Below are 17,182 nucleotides of genomic sequence, written 5' to 3' on the forward strand. Positions count from 1 at the left end.
GTTTATTCCACTTTATCCAGTATGACTTCCTGTTCTTTAAGCAAGATCAGTAGATGGTACTCACGGCCAATTGATTTTATTTTGATGACCTTCTTCCATTGAGACACTTCAGGATCGCCGTATTGAGCCATCACACCGATATAACGAGTGTCTTCATCGATAGCTTTAGGCTCGATAAACTTAAATTGGCCCGGGAGCATGGTGTAGTCACTGTGATCGACATAATTGGTTCCCAGCGCATCCTCATGATCTTCGATCAGCGAATCATAGTCGGCAGCGAGCAACTTAGAGTCATCCTCGAGCTCAAACACCTGAAAGGCTAACGGCGACGGTTTACCTTCCATATTTGGATTAACTTCATCCAGGGCGAGTATGCTGTAGGTCAGTATGGTCGGCAGATCTTTAGGCTTGGAGCTACTGCATGCAAATAACTGACTCAAGAGTGCCAACATGAGAACCGCGCGCAGACGATTCATCAACAATCCCTTTGAAGTTCACGCAGCTTGCGATCGTAAGCCTGCTCGAAGACTTCCCAAAACAGTTTCTCGAAGCCTTTCTGGCGATTGGAGGTAAGCTCGGCATAGTATTTCTCATACATAGACCAGGCCCACTTATCACCAGTCTCAAGGCTAGCATCACTGCTCTTTCGGTACTGATTGAAGCGTTTAAGTAACTTCTCCGGAGAGAAAGCCATCAAGATGTAATCCAACGCCTCGGCTATTGCCGTTTGCACCGCTTGATTATGATGCTCAACCGACTTTAAGCTCTCAGAAATTGCCGCAGCGGGCGAGAGATGTACCGGACTCCTGTCATTATCAAACAGAGTCTTTATGGTGTCTTCATAATTCAAACCCAGTCTCAGGGGGTTATCCTCGATGGGCTGCAAGTTTTTATTCATCAGCTGATAGCGACCTTGGCTGGCCGTATCATGCAGCGACAAGATGCCGGAAATTGCGGCATTAAGTGACGTGCCCAAATCCACAGAGATGGCCTGCATCTGCTCACTATTTCGCACATCACCAAGCTGCACGCCTAGACCGCGAAACAGAGGACCGGCGGTGAGGTGATTACCCACAGGGTGAATTGATGACACTGAGTTGTTGTCAAGATCCGTATGCAATTCAGATTCCAATAAATCTAATGTTTTTTCGTCCATGGTAAAATTATCCAAATAAGTATGTTTCTTCAATGCGATAGCCGAGTCTTGGGTGTACTCGGAATCTGCCTGCATGGTTAACTCTTTATCTGAGCTGAGGATCTGACTGTCTATCAGACTCACCTCTGTTTCTTGCTCTGCCTCTAAATCGGAGGTAAAGCTCATCACTTTATTTCTCCCCTGCTGGGCCAATGCATCCAAAGCTTGCATGGGGTCGTCGATGGCGGTTAGCTTCACATCGGGAGCCGATCCCGCCGACAATGCCGACGTCTGGGTGAGATCCGATAAGGTTTGCTCATCAAACATCTCAGATAACTGCTTAGTCATTGCAGATGAACGCTCGTTCTCGCTCCCCAGTGAGATTCTTACCTTGTAGGGGCCGATGGAAATTTCATCATTTTCATTCAGGCTAGCCATACGATTGAGGCCTATTGGCATAGACGATTGATTGACAAAGACCTCACCACACAGGTCTTCGACACAAAATTGTTCATCTAGCCATAGAATGCGACATTGCTGCGCCTTAACTTCATTTAAACGGTTCTTTAATTGCCAATCAGAACCCGGATCGCTACCTATGACTCCGCCTTGCTGAGTAAAACGAATGTAAGGTAACAGTCCCGTATCAAGCATTTGAGAATTAACAATATTTAATGAAATTACTTTATCCACTTTGACCCTCTTTACTGCCTAATTTGTATCAATACTTGCTGACTTTCAATCTCTGCCTGCCCCAAAAATGATGACCAGCCGAGTTGAACCCCCTTGCCTTCTCCCAGACTTAACCGAGGGATTTCATCCGTCTTAAGTGTCAGCTCAAAATCGAATGCCATCTGCTCCCTGAGAATCACTTCCATCACCTTACATAGGGCCTTGTACTCCTTACCTGAAGGCAGGAAGTCCTTAAAACGCTCCAGAGATAAGTTTTTAATGCACAACACAAACTTACCGGTAATATCACCGACTCTTGAGCCCAGCATGGTGTCTTGACCTAGGGACACATTTCGCTGACCTAAGAGACAACGTTGCGAGTCCGGGATCTCTACATGACGAAATTCCCACTGCCTAATAGACACGTCTTCAAGTTCAAAACAATGAGCCACGATGCCCGCTACGGTTTGCGGCGAGCGACTGCGTCCCGCTAATGTGCCGGCATAAGCCAGCATCTTGCACCAGTTGATCGGCGTATCACCGCGAATGTCTTCATTCGACAGCCCCACCAAGGCAAATACCTGTGTGGAAAACTTATCCACAGCGTCATCTTGAAAACGTATGTAGTAGCGATACTTACGCCAGGAGCGGTAAAACAAAGCGATTAAGCGGTTATTAAAAAAATCCAGGAAATCGCGCCTGATATTGGTCTCATCATAGATGAGTTGCTCCAGCATATAGCTGGGCAGCGGTGATTGAGCCCCATTTAATCCGAGAAACGTCGTCTCTAACTCGACTCTGTTCCCCGCATGTCTGCTCATTCCTGTCACATCGCTCGGCGCAAATCCCAAACTTGGATTGGCGGTAAAAAATAGCTTACCCAGACTCTCCCAAGATTGATCTTCGGGATCGTTTCCCTCTAATTTATGCAGTAACTCAACAAGCTGAAAAAAATTATACGATCTTACATTCTCTACGAGTTTGTGCCCTTCATTCTCATCAGCTAGATCAGAGGTTGCTGGCCAATCTGAATATCCCATGTGTACTTTTCCTGATTGGCTGCATTGATCACAATCAACTCATGAAATGAATTGATACTGGCGTAAAGGGCGAAGAACCGGCTTAGCACAGTACCGAACAAGTAGAGATCCCCTTCGGAGCCGAAACAGGTTTGATCCAATACAATTTCAGACAGCAGGCCGCGTACTGGTAGACCTCGCAATATGCGTTCGGTTGGTCTGGATTCGATACTGACAATGCCATCGAGACGCTTCTGGGTCACTCGTTCGGCCTGACGGTCGATTAATGCCTTAAAGTCATAGGCTCGAATGATCGAACACAGGGCATCTTTCGAGAGCAGAGATAAATAGTTAAGAGATAAGTTTGAGATAAGCGTCCATAGCATGCTGCCATCGAGCACGGGTCTCAGGGATGCATTGGGCTCGGTAATATTCTTAAAGGTGGCGAAATTGGGAGAGCTGTCTGTAGCGATACAGATATCCCCCTTTCCCAGTTGCATCGGCAATTGACGGTTGGTACAGGTCAGAGACAAAGATACCGCCTCGTTACCATCGAAACTTAAGGTTTCATCCCCTCTGACAAAGGAGAGGAAATGATCGAAGCCATCTTCACGAATACTCTCCTTGACCCGGAGACGATAGTAGAGAGCCACACGATGTCTGACTCGCTCGACTTCGTGTTGGAAACTCTCGAACGGGCTATAAATCCGCTCTTCGCCGCGCATTCTGCCTGAATCTGAATCCAACCAACCCTGTACCTTGTCGACGCTGAATATCTCGAAGTTCTCCGGCGAACGGCTAGATGGAAAAATGGGGTATTCGATCTTCTTACCTGTGAGGTCGATGGGATCGGCATCATGTTTAAACAGGTTCATCACAGGCACACAATAGAGTTGGAACGTCTCTTGTTTAATAAACACGTCCGCGGGTAAGGTGCGGGAGAAAGTTAATTTAAGCGAGAAGTTACCCGTGAGGCCACTTGGCAAGCATTTATGGATCTTACAAATGTCGAAGAACATGAAGGCATCAGGGAACGCTAGGTATTCCTGTAAAATTCGGTAGCCTTCATAGACATTCTTAGGATAGGGCAAGATACCGTCACCACTGTCGAATCCCACACTCTTGAAACAGCTTTTAGGCAGAGAGTACTGCTTGTCTCCGACACAGATAGCCATTCCCTCAAGATAATGATTCAGCCAGAGATAGAGCATTTGCGCACTGTAATGTTGTCCACCGAGATAGAAACGAAGATCTTCGAGTCCTATCTCATTTAAGGGCAGATCGCTCAAATTGCTGAAATGGATATCGATAATGGACGCTTCTCGCGAATGAAAATCCTCTACCTTATCCACCAGCAGAGGGTAGACATTGACATCACGGCAAGTGGAAAAATGACACACTTGCCCAGCCACAGGTCTGCTATTCAACATGCAGCCCTTCTCTATCCCTTGTCTGTGACTGATGCCACGTTCTAAGGGAGAGAAACTGACGATACTGGTGCTGGGAACCGGGCGCAGGTAATTAGGCCATAGCATGTTGATCATAGAGTGAGTGAGTTCGGGAAACTCATCTTCTATTTTTTCCCTTAACCTGCCGGTCAAAAATGCAAATCCTTCGAGCAAGCGCTCGATATCCGGATCGGTATTATTGCCGTGTAGGTAGCGCGCAAGATGAGGGTGAAGATCGGAAAATTGCTTTCCCTGCTCCCTCAGAAACGCTAATTCATCCCTGAAATACTTGTCTTGAGACACTCTAACTCACCCTATAGGTCCGATTACTGTCGAGAACGAGATCGATCTCGACCTTTTCCTTTATCGATTTAACGCTGATCTTGCCATGAATATGAAATCGTAAGCTAAAAGGACAGGTATCGTCGTGTAGCACTCGAATATCCAGCTGAGTAAGCCTAGGTTCGAAACGTTCGATACATGCCTTAATGCCGGCTTTGATTCTGACTCCCAAATCGAAACTGCCTGAATTTGCGTCGTTGAAGTCGAACAAACCAAGTTCAGGGCAACTTTGGGATTCTCCGACCCGTGTATTAAGCAGGCCGGAGATATTACGTTTTATCGAAGCAATGACATATTCAATGGACTCTACCCCGGTCAAGGGGTGTTCTATGTCGCAACCTAATCGCTCAAAGAAGCTGACACAGTAGGTCCTGTCATTGGTGTACAAATCACTACTCCTGGTCTAAACGACCTACCAAGGAAAGCTCAAAATTTGCCCCCATGTATTTGAAATGTGGGCGAACTGACATGGAGACCTGATACCAACCTGGCTCACCTTGTACGTCCATAACTTCAATCTTGGCAGCACGCAACGGACGGCGACTTCTTACTTCAGCCGGTGGGTTTTCCTGATCGGCGACAAACTGTTTCAACCAAGTATTCAATTCACGCTCAAGATCTTGACGCTCTTTCCATGAACCGATCTGTTCCCTTTGTAGCACCTTGATGTAGTGTGCTAAACGGTTGATGGTCATCATGTAAGGGATCTGAGTTCCTAGTTTATAGTTTGTCTCAGCTTCCTTGCCTTCCTTGGTATTAGGGAATACTTTTGGCTTCTGGATCGAGTTCGCAGAGAAGAAAGCGGCATTATCGCTACCTTTACGCATGGTTAAGCTGATAAAACCTTCATCGGCCAATTCAAACTCTTTACGATCTGTGATCAAGACTTCAGTTGGGATTTTTGCCTGTAATGCGCCCATAGATTCGAACACGTGCACAGGGAGATCATCAACTGAACCGCCACTCTGTGGACCAATAATATTCGGGCACCAGCGATATTTTGCGAAACTCTCCGTCAGACGTGTGGCCAATGCAAAGGCTGTGTTGCCCCAAAGGTAATCTTCATGGCTCTCGCTGACATTTTCACGGTAATTGAAGGAACCGATAGGATTATCAATGGGATCATATGGCACACGCAGCAAGAAGCGAGGCGCAGTTAATCCCAAGTACCTAGCATCTTCAGACTCTCTCAATGAGCGCCATTTTGTGTATTTAGGACTCTCGAAAGTAGACTGAAGATCTTTTAGGTTAGGCAGCTCTTCGAAAGATTCTATGCCGAAAAACTCAGGTGCAACCGATGAAAGAAACGGTGCATGTGCCATGGCGCCAATGGCTCCAACATATTGAAGCAACTTCATGTCTTGTGATGAAGGCGTAAAGGCGTAGTTACCCACGATAGCACCTATGGGCTCTCCACCAAATTGACCATAACCTGACGAATACACGTGCTTATAAAGACCAGACTGTACTGTTTCAGGCGCAAATTCAAAATCATCCAGTAACTCATCTTTAGTCACGTGGAGGAGTTCAAGCTTGATGTTTTCTCTGAAATCGGTTCTATCGACTAACAGCTTAAGGTTTCTCCATGAAGACTCCATCTGCTGCACAGTCTCGTTATGAAGCACCGCATCCATCTGACTGCTGATTTTCTTGTCCAACTCGACTAACATCTTATCGACAAGTGCTTTATTGACCGGCTCACTGCTATCACGACTGGCAATCACATTGCTGATAAATGCCGCCACACCTTTCTTAGCAATGTCATAACCTTCATCGACGGGAGTGATCTTGGTTTGAGCTAATACTTCATCCAGTAAATTAGCACCGAGGGCTTGGTTGCTTTCAACCGCTTTATCCATAGCTTCCATGAATTTTATTCCTTAAATGGATCGTCGAATGACGAGATCGGTTTATCCCTTCATTCGTATAAAATCTGAGTAAATAATACTGTCTGGATTAACTGTCTAGCTTTTGAAGTTCTGCCAGTAATTGTTCCCGAGAATCTTCGGTCTCAATGAGTTCTTGCAGCTTGGTTCTAAATGAAGGGATATTTCCCAGTGGCCCCTTTAGGGCAACTAAGGCTTCTCTCAATTCGATAAGTTTTTTAATTTCCGGAATTTGTTCCGCAATAGAATCGGGAGAAAAATCTTTTAATGATGTGAAGTTTAATTCGATATCCAGCTCATCAGATTCGTTATCTGTCAAATTATTGGCTACGGTAGCTTTAATTGACAGTTCACTTTCTTTCATGACAGATTCGAAATTATTTTTATTGATTGAAACGGATTTTCTTTCTTCGAGCTGAGTATCTTCGGGGTGTCCTTTAAAATCACCAACGATCAACATTTTCAGCGGAAGTTCCATTTCAGCCTGTTGGTCGCCTGTTGCGGGTACATATTTGATGTTTATACGTTCTTTAGGTGCAACTGTGCCATCTTTTGCCATTTTAATATCTCCATATACGGCTATATAGGTAAAAACCTAATCCAAACAATTATATATTTACTACATTGAAATATGTTTCTTAAGGGTATCCCCCCTCTTTCTACCTATTGACTTACTAAATAAGATAGTGTTCCTAGATAAAGTCAATCAAGTAAATAGAATACGCTGATTCTAACTAACAAATTTTTAATCGCAAGCGAATAATTCACAAACATTAATTAAGGCAAGTTGCATAAATGTTAATAAAAATAACTGGAACAAGTGTCCCACATAATAGAACAAATCAGTAAAAAACCCAGCTCACCAATAATAAACAGCATGTTACATCATGATTATCACTACAAAAAAATGTAGATTTAGTTCGTTTTATCGATACAAATAAATACATTTAGCCGAGTATTTATAATTAAAAAAATAATCTTTTATAAGATTTTTGAATAATAAAACTCAGGAATAAATTTTCATTTCATCTAGATCATGAATTTCATAACTGCTAATTAATATATTTGTTTATATAAATATTTATCTTAGGGAGAGATCTTAGATTAACCTTGTAAGCCTTTGACCATTGCGTTCTAAGACAATATTTTGTATAAAGTAAAAAAATGCCAATCATCCAGTTCTCGTCTTAGATTCCTTGCATTTTTTAGGAAGAAAATAGTGAACGCCACGATTAAAAATGAGATGAGCGAATGTTCGCTAATAATTATTTTTATTCTCCATACTTAGACAGATTGAGCTGGATGAGAGGAGGTTGGAGGGTTGCAGGCTTTTAAAGCGGGCAACCGACAAAGACAAATTAATGAAAGTAACAATTTTTCATGATTTGAACGAGTATATATCGCCTTATCTCTTCCTGCTTCCAGGTAAGGATTTAGGTAAGGCGTTATTACAATATGGATCGTGCTCTGCATTATCTTTCACATTCTGATCCACATACTTATAAAAACCCTCTTTGACCTTAGTCCATACTCCAAGAGAGAGCGCGCCACCCTGAGCTTGAATTAATCTTTCGAACAAGTCCAGATCACAATGACTCGCATCGTAGGCAATTTTTAATGTCTTTACTGACTCATCATATGAAACACTATCGATACCGACAATCAGATCAATACTAGACACTAGTTTGTCTCTGTTCTTTGGTGTTATCCCCTCAAGCTTTAAATACCTGACGACTAAGTTGGCTTCTTTTACACCAAACCTATGATCTAAATCACTCATAATATCTCCTTGATCTTAGCATGAGCAAAATTGAATTTATCAAAAAATTCTGTCTGTTTATCTGACAGGTGTGTGCAGTTAGTCAGTTCAGATTAACACTCAGACCTAAAGAGATCGTGATGTCGATCAAATTATGGGCGATAAATGGGAGATCTGTAGATTAGTTAAATATGTTTACATATTGCGCAAACTATAACCAATACGGTGACCGAGTTAAAAACCTGTATTTACAACGATTAAGACAACGCCACCTTGGTCACAAAACCATCATGAATGACGACATACAATTTTACACAATGGACATGTAACATCAGCACAGATGATTTAACATATATAAGTCAAAAAAAGTCTTTCGCCAATGTATTAATTTGAATGAGCCACATAAGGCTGTTCTACAAAAAATATAAAATCCAAGCTTCAACAAGAGGAAGTGTTCGTGGCTACAAAAAAACAGATTATATTGCCTATTGTCGTATTATCCCTCGGGATCGGTGGTTTCCTTGCAATGTCAGCCTTGAAAAAGCCCCCCCAAGAGAAGGAAGCGGTAGACAATACGCCTTTAGTCGCCGTTAAACAGGTTGAATTCAGCCCTATGACCTTTTCAGTTAGCTCCTACGGCGTAGTCAACGCAAAGTATGAAACTGAACTGGTTTCACAAGTTAATGGCGAAATCATTTACCTGTCCGAAAGCTTCGTTCGCGGGGGATTCGTTAAGAAAGGCGACATGCTCGCGAAAATAGATCCCAGTGATTATGATGCCGATCTTATCGATGCTAAAGCGAGCCTTGCTTCGGCAAGAGCAACCTTAGTGCAGGAAAAAGCTTATGGAAAGGTTGCTGAAGAGGAGTGGAAGCGCATTAAAGATGGCGTCCCCTCAGAGTTAAGTCTACGTAAGCCCCAGCTCGCCCAAGAGATAGCCAAACTTAATTCCACAGAAGCAGGCCTTAAACGTGCTCTGCGCAACGTTGAACGTACAGTGATCAAGGCACCCTACGATGCCCTCATAGAAAGTCGCAACATTGGTTTAGGTTCTTATGTGAGCATGGGAACTCCCCTAGGAAAAGTGTTAAGTACCCATAAAGCCGAAATACGGTTGCCTTTAGCCGATAAAGAGATCCAATACCTGATCAATAAAGGTAAGCATGCACAAGTGACACTCGTTGCAGACCTTGGCGGCAAGCCGCAGGAGTGGACAGGCACCATAGTGCGTAGCGAAGGGGTTATCGATAAACTCAGCCGTATGACCTATCTGGTCGCCGAAGTCCTAGACCCTTATGGGTTAGCATCAAAAAAGAGCGAACTCAGGTTTGGTTCTTATGTTACCGCTAACATTGCAGGCACTCAGGCAGGTGATGTCACTGTGTTACCAAGGCACCTTGTAGTCAATGGGCAAATTGCCGTATTGGATGATGATAATAAGCTGACCTATAAAACCGTTAACGTCATCCGTCAATTCGGAGCAGAAGTGGTGATATCCGCAGGATTAGATCAAGGCATGAATGTGATCACCTCAGCCCTCGATTATCCCATTGAAGGGATGCAACTCGCGCTACCGGAAGACAAACTGCTGCAGCAAGACGATGAACCCGAAGAGTCTGAGACGCAACTCGCCATGGAAGAGAAGGAATAATCCATGTCAGATAACAAAGAATCTCAGGTACCTTCTAGTGCCCACCAAGATACACAAACGGGCATCATAGCCTGGTTTGCCCGCAATAGTGTTGCAGCTAACCTCTTGATGCTCATTATTATATTAGGTGGTCTCTTGACCGCCGACACGATACGTAAGCAGTTTTTCCCTCAGATAGAGATCAACTGGGTCGAGTTTAACGCCTTCTATCCCGGCGCGGCGCCACAAGAAGTAGAAGAAGGGATCACCATAAAAGTTGAAGAGGCGCTGGAGAGTGTCCAGGGTCTCAAACGTGTGATCACCTATTCTAATCGAAACTCGGCCACGGGATATTTTCGAATCGAGGACTCTTACGATCCACAAATCGTGCTAGACGAAATCAAATCTGAAATCGATTCCATATCCAGTTTCCCCGATGGTATGGAGAGGCCTAAAGTCGAGCGTATTAAGTTGCGTCAGGAAGTGCTCTATATGAGTTTGTACGGTGATATGACGCCGAAACAACTCAAGGAATTAGGTGAGAAAATCCATGATGAGTTGATGCAGTTACCTTTGGTGAATATCACCGATTTTTATGGCGGACTGGATTATGAGATAGCTATCGAAGTCAGCCGTGACAGGTTGCGTGAATTTGGACTCACCTTCAACGATGTCGCCGACGCAGTTAGAGGTTTCTCCCGTAACATGTCTGCGGGTCAGATCCGTGCCGAAAATGGTTACATCAACCTTAGAATTCAAAACCAGGCTTATGTAGGCTATGAATTCGAGAACCTGCCTTTAATCACCTTGCAAGATGGCACCAATGTGCTCTTAGGTGATATAGCCACTGTGATAGATGGATTTCAGGAAGGCATTCAATATTCGAAGTTTAACGGTAAAAACTCGGTCACCTTTTTTATCGGTGCGGCGAATGATCAAAGCATGACAGATGTGGCCGAAGTAGTTAAAGCCTACGTGGCTCAGAAACAGGAAGTGCTACCAGACGGGCTTAAACTAGAGACCTGGGTTGACATGACCTACTACTTGGAAGGCCGTTTAGATCTCATGTTAGATAGCATGAAAACTGGTGCAGTACTTGTCTTTCTTATGTTAGCCCTGTTCCTGCGGGTGCGCCTGGCATTTTGGGTCATGATGGGTCTACCGGTTTGTTTCCTTGGCACCCTACTCTTCATGCCTATGCCTATGATCGATGTCACAGTGAATGTGATCAGCCTGTTTGCCTTCATCTTGGTACTGGGTATCGTGGTGGATGATGCCATCGTCATGGGGGAAAGTGCCCATGATGAATGTGAAAAGAATGGTCAAAGCTTGGAGAATGTCATCCGTGGTGTGAAGCGGGTCGCCATGCCCGCAACATTCGGCGTACTGACGACCATAGCGGCATTTTTGCCACTGACCCTCGATGATGGTCCCTCCTCAGCTTTCGGTAAAGCCATAGGCTATATCGTGATCTTATGTCTGATATTTTCACTGGTCGAGTCTAAGCTCATCTTGCCATCGCATTTGGCCAGAATGAAACCCAGAACCAAGGTAAAACCAGGCTCGAGAAATCCTTTGGATTGGTTACGTAATGGCGTGAACTTTATCCAAGGCAAGGTCGATTCAGGTTTACAGTATTTTATTCAAAATATATATCGGCCGGCACTTACCAGCGCCGTCAAGTATCGTTATACCGTTATTATGCTGTTTATCAGTTTCATACTGATCTGCGCCGGACTCTATGCTGGTGGCATGATCCGCTTCATCGGTCAGCCCAAGATCCCTCATGATTTTCCTCGAGTGAATTTCGAGATGAACGTGGATGCATCGGAGAAAGCGACGTTATCTGCGGCACTCGCAATTGAAAAGGCTATTTATGACGTAGATAAACGGTTAGAAGAGCAATATGGCCAAGGCATGATCTCAGACATGCAGGTCGATCTTAGGGGGCGTACTTCGGCTGAAGTAATGACCAAGCTGGTGGATCCTGAACTAAGGCCATTAGATACCTTTGAGCTTGCTGAGTTATGGCGCCAAGCCATGCCGCTCATACCGGGAATGAAGTCATTCGAAATTCAGGATAACTTGTTCGGTGGTGGTCGTGACGATGGTGATATCAGTTTCCGCCTGGAAGGAAAAGATGAGCAGCAATTGATTGCTGCCTCGAAAGAGCTCAAGGCTAAACTTAACTCCCTCAAAGGTGTGGGTGATGTCAACGACAGTCGCCAATCCAGTGCGAAAGAGGTGCAATTTGAGCTCAAGCCTCAGGCCTATGGTCTGGGTCTTACTTTAGCCAATATAGCCTCCCAGGTGGGTAATAGTTTCTATGGCTTAGAAGCCCAACGTATCTTGAGAAATGGCTCTGAGATAAAAGTGATGCTGCGCTACCCAGAGAGAGAACGAAACTCCATCGCTCAGGTCAGTGAGGTATTGATTGTCACCCCACAAGGTGCCGAAGTCCCCCTCTCTGAAGTGGTCAATATTACAGTCACTCAAGGGGTCAATGGCATTCGCCGTGAAAACGGTAACCGAACCATCAATGTATGGGCCTCAGTGGATGCCGATCAGGCCGAGCCCTTCAAACTGGCTCAGGACATTCGTGATAACTTTATGCCTCAGCTGCTAAAGAAATATCCGCGAGTACAAAGTGAAGTGTCGGGCAATATCCAGGAGCAGATGGACAGTGCTAAGACTCAACTGAGAGACTTTATCATCTCCATGTTGATTATCTATAGCCTATTAGCTATCCCACTGAAGTCATACTCCCAGCCTCTCATGATCATGTCTGTTATCCCCTTCGGCGTCATAGGCTCAGTGCTTGGTCATATGATCATGGGAATCGACTTAAGCGCACTCTCCCTATTCGGCATCATAGCTGCAGCGGGTGTAGTGGTGAATGACTCATTGGTGATGGTCGATTACATCAACAAGTCCCGTGAGGCTGGAATTGCGATGAAGACGGCGGTACTTGAGGCGGGTTGTAGACGTTTCCGAGCCATTATGTTGACCTCACTGACCACCTTTATCGGCTTGATGCCCATCATGACAGAAACCAGTATGCAAGCTAAGATGGTGATCCCTATGGCGACCTCCCTCGCCTTCGGTGTCTTGTTTGCCACTGTGGTCACTCTGATGCTGATCCCTTGCTTGTATCTTGCTATTGAAGATATTAAAAAGTTGGTCGGCAGCAAGTCACGTGTTCAGCATGACGATGATCACGCCATGGAGCCAGAGTTGATAAAATAGGTCTTAGATTTATATCAACTAAATAAAATGCCGCTCGACATTTCGAGCGGCATTTTTATATTATACTTTCCTGATCTGGCAAACCTATTATTTGTCAGAATAAAGACTAGTTCATGTAACGAGACTCGAAAGTCGCGATTAACTCACCCTTGTTGCTCTTTACTGTCAATGCTTCTCCATTGACGCTGTAGCTGGCAAACTCGCCGATAGATTTAAGGAATGCTTGCTCCTGCTCCATACCTTCCATACACATCTTACGCGTACCCGCTACTGGCCCCATGGTTAACTTACCTTCATTAGCCTCGAAAGCGCCGGTGAAGTTATTACAACCAGAGAACCCCTTGATGACATTTTTCTCAGCAACGAATTGGATAAAGAGCTCTTTCTCGCCGGCGCCCAATTTCGCAGGGGCTTCAGCCAAACTCATCAATTTCCAATAAGTATTAGTAAACTCGGCATTGGCTATGTTATCTGATTCGGCCGTCTTTGCATGAGCGACTCGGTCCACTTTAATCTCGATAGGCTTAGTCTGGCCCTCGGCGAATGGATCTATGCTAGTCGTCGATGTGAATATTAGGCTGTCTTCGACTTTAATCGTCGCACGCAGGCTATATCTGTTTCTATCTTGTATCTTACTGGCATCATATTCGATACTCACGGCATAAGGAGGTGTGCCAATACCTTTTACGGACTGAGTAGCGATCACATCTGAGGCTGCATCTGCCTTAGAAATATCTTCCAGTGTCACCTCGAGTACAGCATTAGGTGGCAGCATTCTACGATCTAGATAGATAACATTGATATCCAGAGTTTTCATTGCGGTGACCTCAGCTGTGACTTGTTTTACAGTTGTCGCTGTATCTTGATTCGGCGTCGTAGAGCCACTATCACATGCCTGTAATACGAAAGCAGAAAGTAAGACCGAAGAGGCTAAGGCGAGTTTGTTCATTCTAAACTTCATAAAGTAATTCCTTTTATGTACCGCTACAAGATGAACACGCCATCCTGTAAAAAGCCCGACAGTGAACTAATTGAGACTAAAGAACAAGAAATTACCGCAAAAAACAGAGTAAATTAACAAAGTAATAGCCTTTGAAAACTTATGGTTATACAAGAAGCAACAGACATGATGAACCTACTACACACTGTTAAAATTTAAAAGTTCTTCAAATTAGCAGCGAGTAATATGGTATCTAGTATGCCTATTTCGTGCTTACATCAATCAATAAAATAATACGGAGAGAAAGCTGACTTTACACAAGAGGAGCCCAAAGGTTCACATGCCTATCAACTTCTTAAACGAAAAAAGGCCCATCATTTCTGATGAGCCTTTTTCTTAAATGTGGCGGAGAGATAGGGATTTGAACCCTAGATGGGCTATAAACCCATGCCGGTTTTCAAGACCGGTGCATTCGACCACTCTGCCATCTCTCCGAACGCCGCGAATAATATAGTGACACATCAGTCTTGTAAAGGCCTCAAATGCACATTTTCATCATAAGAAGCCCTAAATGAGATTGAACGGTCAATATTGACACGGTTTGACTATTTTATGTCAACTTTTATCTGTTTTATCACTGTTTAGCGCAATACGAGCAGGATCAGGTGTGACAAAATTAGCTTTTACCTGAGACCAGGAACTCTGCTTTCTCAACCAATAGCCTGCGAAAACACCAATTGCACAGACAAGTATTCCCCAGCCTATTGCGACTTCCCCAAGCGCTGCCCAGATAGCAACTAAACTTGAAGCCCCAAAGGCAATACTTATCTGTAAGAAGTTTTGCAGACCAGCCGCCTTCGCCGCATTATCAGTAAACTCTTGTAGCGCATTGTTGACGACTATTGGGTAGATTGCGCCATTTGCGGCGGCTAAAACTGAGAAAGAAATTAACAATGGCAGCAAGCTATCGAAAGTAAACACCAGTGTACTTGCCACTATGGCTAATACGCACAGAGTGAATACAATGAGTAACACAGAGAGTGATTTTTCAGTCCCAACTTTCTTTATCAATATTTTACTGGCATAACCACCGACGATAAACATAACAGTCTGTGGAATGAAACTCAGCCCAATCTCTTTGGCGGCGAATCCATGTTGCTCCATGACGATTGGCCACACAGTTAGATAGGCAAAAAATGCACCGGAGCAAGCACCGAAGATAAGCACATTACCCAGATACTTTGTATTTTTTAACAGACCCCAATTAGAAATCGCGCGAGTCTGACTTGCCTCATGATCTTGAGTCATTTCTTTGGGCACAAATACTATTGTCATCAACATAAGGAAGACGGCCAGCCCGGTTAAAATCATGAAAATACTCTGCCAACCTGTGCTTTCTAATACTAATGCACCTAATAAAGGCGCTAAAGCAGGTGAAAGCGCCACTAGGGGCATGATGTTCGAAAATACTCTCTGAGCCTTGGCTGCATCGTATTTTTCTATGACAATAGCTTGCCAAATAACGCCGGCACTACAAGCTCCTAGTGCTTGAAAGAAACGCGATACATTAAAAGCGAATACCGTCTCACTCGATGCAATTGAAAAACTGGCAGCTGCAAAAATGGCTAAACCAACGAGCAAAGAGTTACGCTTGCCGATACGTTGAACTAATGGACCATACAATAGTTGGCCAATAGCCAGACCAGCAAGAAAGCTAGTGAGTGTACTGGCAACTTGGGCTGGTGATGCTTGCATAGTATTTTCAATCGCTTTAAACGCGGGAAGATACATGTCGGTGGCAATAAAACCTAGCATGCTGAGCAAAGCTAAGTAAGATAGAAAAAAGAAGTACTTGGTATTATTTACTGAATTCATAAAAGATTACTACTAATAAGAAACTAAAGATAATTACATTGGCTGCGCAGTCTAATCACTTGCAATACTGAAGTGAAACGTTTAATTTTGATATCAGCCTTCAAAAAAACTCACAGCAAGGATATGCGGGTATGCTTTCTGAACAATCGCTGCAATTGATCGACATGGTAGCACGGGTGGGTAGTTTCACTGCGGCGGCCAATAAATTACATAAAGTACCTTCGGCTGTCAGTTATGCAGTAAAACAGGTAGAGGAAGAATTAGGCGTCACTTTATTTGAACGCCATCACCGCAGTGTCAGCTTAACCTTAGCCGGTGAACATTTCGTTAAACAAACTCGGGTTTTGTTAACGAACATGGCCTCAATGAAAGATGATACCAAACGTATCGCTAATGGTTGGCAACCGACATTATCCATCGCCTTCGATAATATTGTTCGTGCCGACAAGATCAGTGTACTCATTGCCGATTTCTATCGGGAGTTCACCAATGTCGAACTCATCATTCGCATCGAGGTATTCAATGGAGTCTGGGAGTCAATTGCTACTGGACGCAGCGATATTGCCATTGGGGCGACCACAGCCATTCCTGTTGGCGGCGAGTATCATTTCAGGGATATGGGTGAAATAGAATGGGCCTTCCTCGTCAGTAAGCATCATCCACTGGCTAATATCGAACGACCATTAACCGATGATGAATTACGCCAATATCCTTCAATTTGTCTTGAGGATACCTCTCGTGAAATTCCCAAACGTATGACCTGGTTATTGGATAACCAACGCCGCTTAGTGGTTCCCGATTGGATAAGAGCAATAAACTGTTTCCGTGAAGGCCTAGGTATAGGTTATATGCCGCTACACTTTGCCGAGCCATTTATAAATGCTGGCGCTTTAATACTCAAAGATCTAGAGCGACCAAGGACCCCAAGTCCATGTTGCTTGGCTTGGAATGGTGCAAATAAATCACCAGCCATGTCTTGGGTACTGGATTATTTAGGCGATAGTGAAAAATTACACAAGGATTGGTTTCTATAAACACAGAAAATCACACATTATTCACCGCTTGAAGAGGCAAAATACACTTTGTGTCTTTCACCCCTTATCAAGCTAAGGTATGATTCTATAACGTGCAAACATGTATAGGGCTTAATCAAGGAATATGGAACTCTTTGACTTAATCACCCTCTAATTACAAGCATCAAGTACAACACTCGATTTTAAGGGTCACTGG

13 protein-coding genes and 1 tRNA gene are annotated in these 17,182 nt (G+C 44.1%); 3 read left to right on the forward strand and 11 right to left on the reverse strand.

The genetic code is table 11. From position 1 onward, the window contains the following. Positions 1–2 precede the first annotated feature (2 nt). The 8 genes from tssJ to sps_RS05210 all read right to left on the reverse strand — a co-directional run bounded on the left by tssJ (position 3) and on the right by sps_RS05210 (position 8,282). Positions 3–476, reverse strand: coding sequence for a type VI secretion system lipoprotein TssJ (gene tssJ / locus sps_RS05175; protein WP_077751555.1), 474 nt, complete (start codon positions 474–476; stop codon positions 3–5). Next, entirely contained in the window at positions 476–1,828 is a 1,353-nt protein-coding gene (tagH, locus tag sps_RS05180) for a type VI secretion system-associated FHA domain protein TagH (protein WP_077751556.1), read from the reverse strand. The genes tssJ and tagH overlap by 1 nt, the downstream gene beginning before the upstream one ends. An 11-nt stretch (positions 1,829–1,839) precedes the next feature. Then, a complete protein-coding gene (gene tssG, locus sps_RS05185; RefSeq protein ID WP_077751557.1) occupies positions 1,840–2,847 on the reverse strand; it encodes a type VI secretion system baseplate subunit TssG in 1,008 nt (335 codons plus the stop codon). Next, positions 2,811–4,577 (reverse strand): type VI secretion system baseplate subunit TssF, encoded by a 1,767-nt coding sequence (tssF, locus tag sps_RS05190; protein WP_077751558.1) that lies wholly within the window; start codon positions 4,575–4,577, stop codon positions 2,811–2,813. The genes tssG and tssF overlap by 37 nt, the downstream gene beginning before the upstream one ends. 1 nt (position 4,578) lies before the next feature. Further along, a complete protein-coding gene (gene tssE, locus sps_RS05195; protein WP_077751559.1) occupies positions 4,579–5,004 on the reverse strand; it encodes a type VI secretion system baseplate subunit TssE in 426 nt (141 codons plus the stop codon). 4 nt (positions 5,005–5,008) lie between these two features. Beyond that, complete coding sequence (tssC, locus tag sps_RS05200) at positions 5,009–6,484, reverse strand: type VI secretion system contractile sheath large subunit (protein ID WP_077751560.1); 1,476 nt, start codon at positions 6,482–6,484, stop codon at positions 5,009–5,011. 88 nt (positions 6,485–6,572) lie between these two features. Then, a complete protein-coding gene (tssB, locus tag sps_RS05205) occupies positions 6,573–7,061 on the reverse strand; it encodes a type VI secretion system contractile sheath small subunit (RefSeq protein WP_077751561.1) in 489 nt (162 codons plus the stop codon). An 846-nt stretch (positions 7,062–7,907) separates the two neighbouring features. Further along, positions 7,908–8,282, reverse strand: coding sequence for a hypothetical protein (locus tag sps_RS05210; RefSeq protein ID WP_077751562.1), 375 nt, complete (start codon positions 8,280–8,282; stop codon positions 7,908–7,910). 436 nt (positions 8,283–8,718) lie between these two features. Here sps_RS05210 and sps_RS05215 point away from each other — a divergent pair, with 436 nt between their 5' ends. Both sps_RS05215 and sps_RS05220 read left to right on the forward strand, forming a co-directional pair. Continuing rightward, positions 8,719–9,912, forward strand: a complete 1,194-nt coding sequence (locus sps_RS05215; RefSeq protein WP_077751563.1) for an efflux RND transporter periplasmic adaptor subunit — start codon at positions 8,719–8,721, stop codon at positions 9,910–9,912. Between the two features lie 3 nt (positions 9,913–9,915). Beyond that, complete coding sequence (locus tag sps_RS05220; RefSeq protein WP_077751564.1) at positions 9,916–13,137, forward strand: efflux RND transporter permease subunit; 3,222 nt, start codon at positions 9,916–9,918, stop codon at positions 13,135–13,137. Positions 13,138–13,243: 106 nt separating this feature from the next. Here the strand turns inward: sps_RS05220 and sps_RS05225 are convergent, their stop codons facing one another. The 3 genes from sps_RS05225 to punC all read right to left on the reverse strand — a co-directional run bounded on the left by sps_RS05225 (position 13,244) and on the right by punC (position 15,952). Beyond that, a complete protein-coding gene (locus sps_RS05225) occupies positions 13,244–14,098 on the reverse strand; it encodes an META domain-containing protein (RefSeq protein ID WP_077751565.1) in 855 nt (284 codons plus the stop codon). A gap of 382 nt (positions 14,099–14,480) precedes the next feature. After that, positions 14,481–14,571: transfer RNA gene (locus sps_RS05230), tRNA-Ser, on the reverse strand. Positions 14,572–14,692: 121 nt separating this feature from the next. Next, positions 14,693–15,952 carry a purine nucleoside transporter PunC gene (gene punC / locus sps_RS05235; protein WP_077751566.1) on the reverse strand — a complete coding sequence of 420 codons (1,260 nt, stop codon included), beginning with the start codon at positions 15,950–15,952 and terminating at the stop codon, positions 14,693–14,695. A 131-nt stretch (positions 15,953–16,083) separates the two neighbouring features. Between punC and punR the strand changes: the two genes are divergently transcribed. Next, the gene (punR, locus tag sps_RS05240) at positions 16,084–16,986 is read left to right on the forward strand and encodes a DNA-binding transcriptional activator PunR (RefSeq protein ID WP_077751567.1); all 903 of its coding nucleotides are present in this window, start codon (positions 16,084–16,086) and stop codon (positions 16,984–16,986) included. Positions 16,987–17,182 lie beyond the last annotated feature (196 nt).

The organism is Shewanella psychrophila (genome assembly GCF_002005305.1).
Taxonomy (GTDB): domain Bacteria; phylum Pseudomonadota; class Gammaproteobacteria; order Enterobacterales; family Shewanellaceae; genus Shewanella; species Shewanella psychrophila.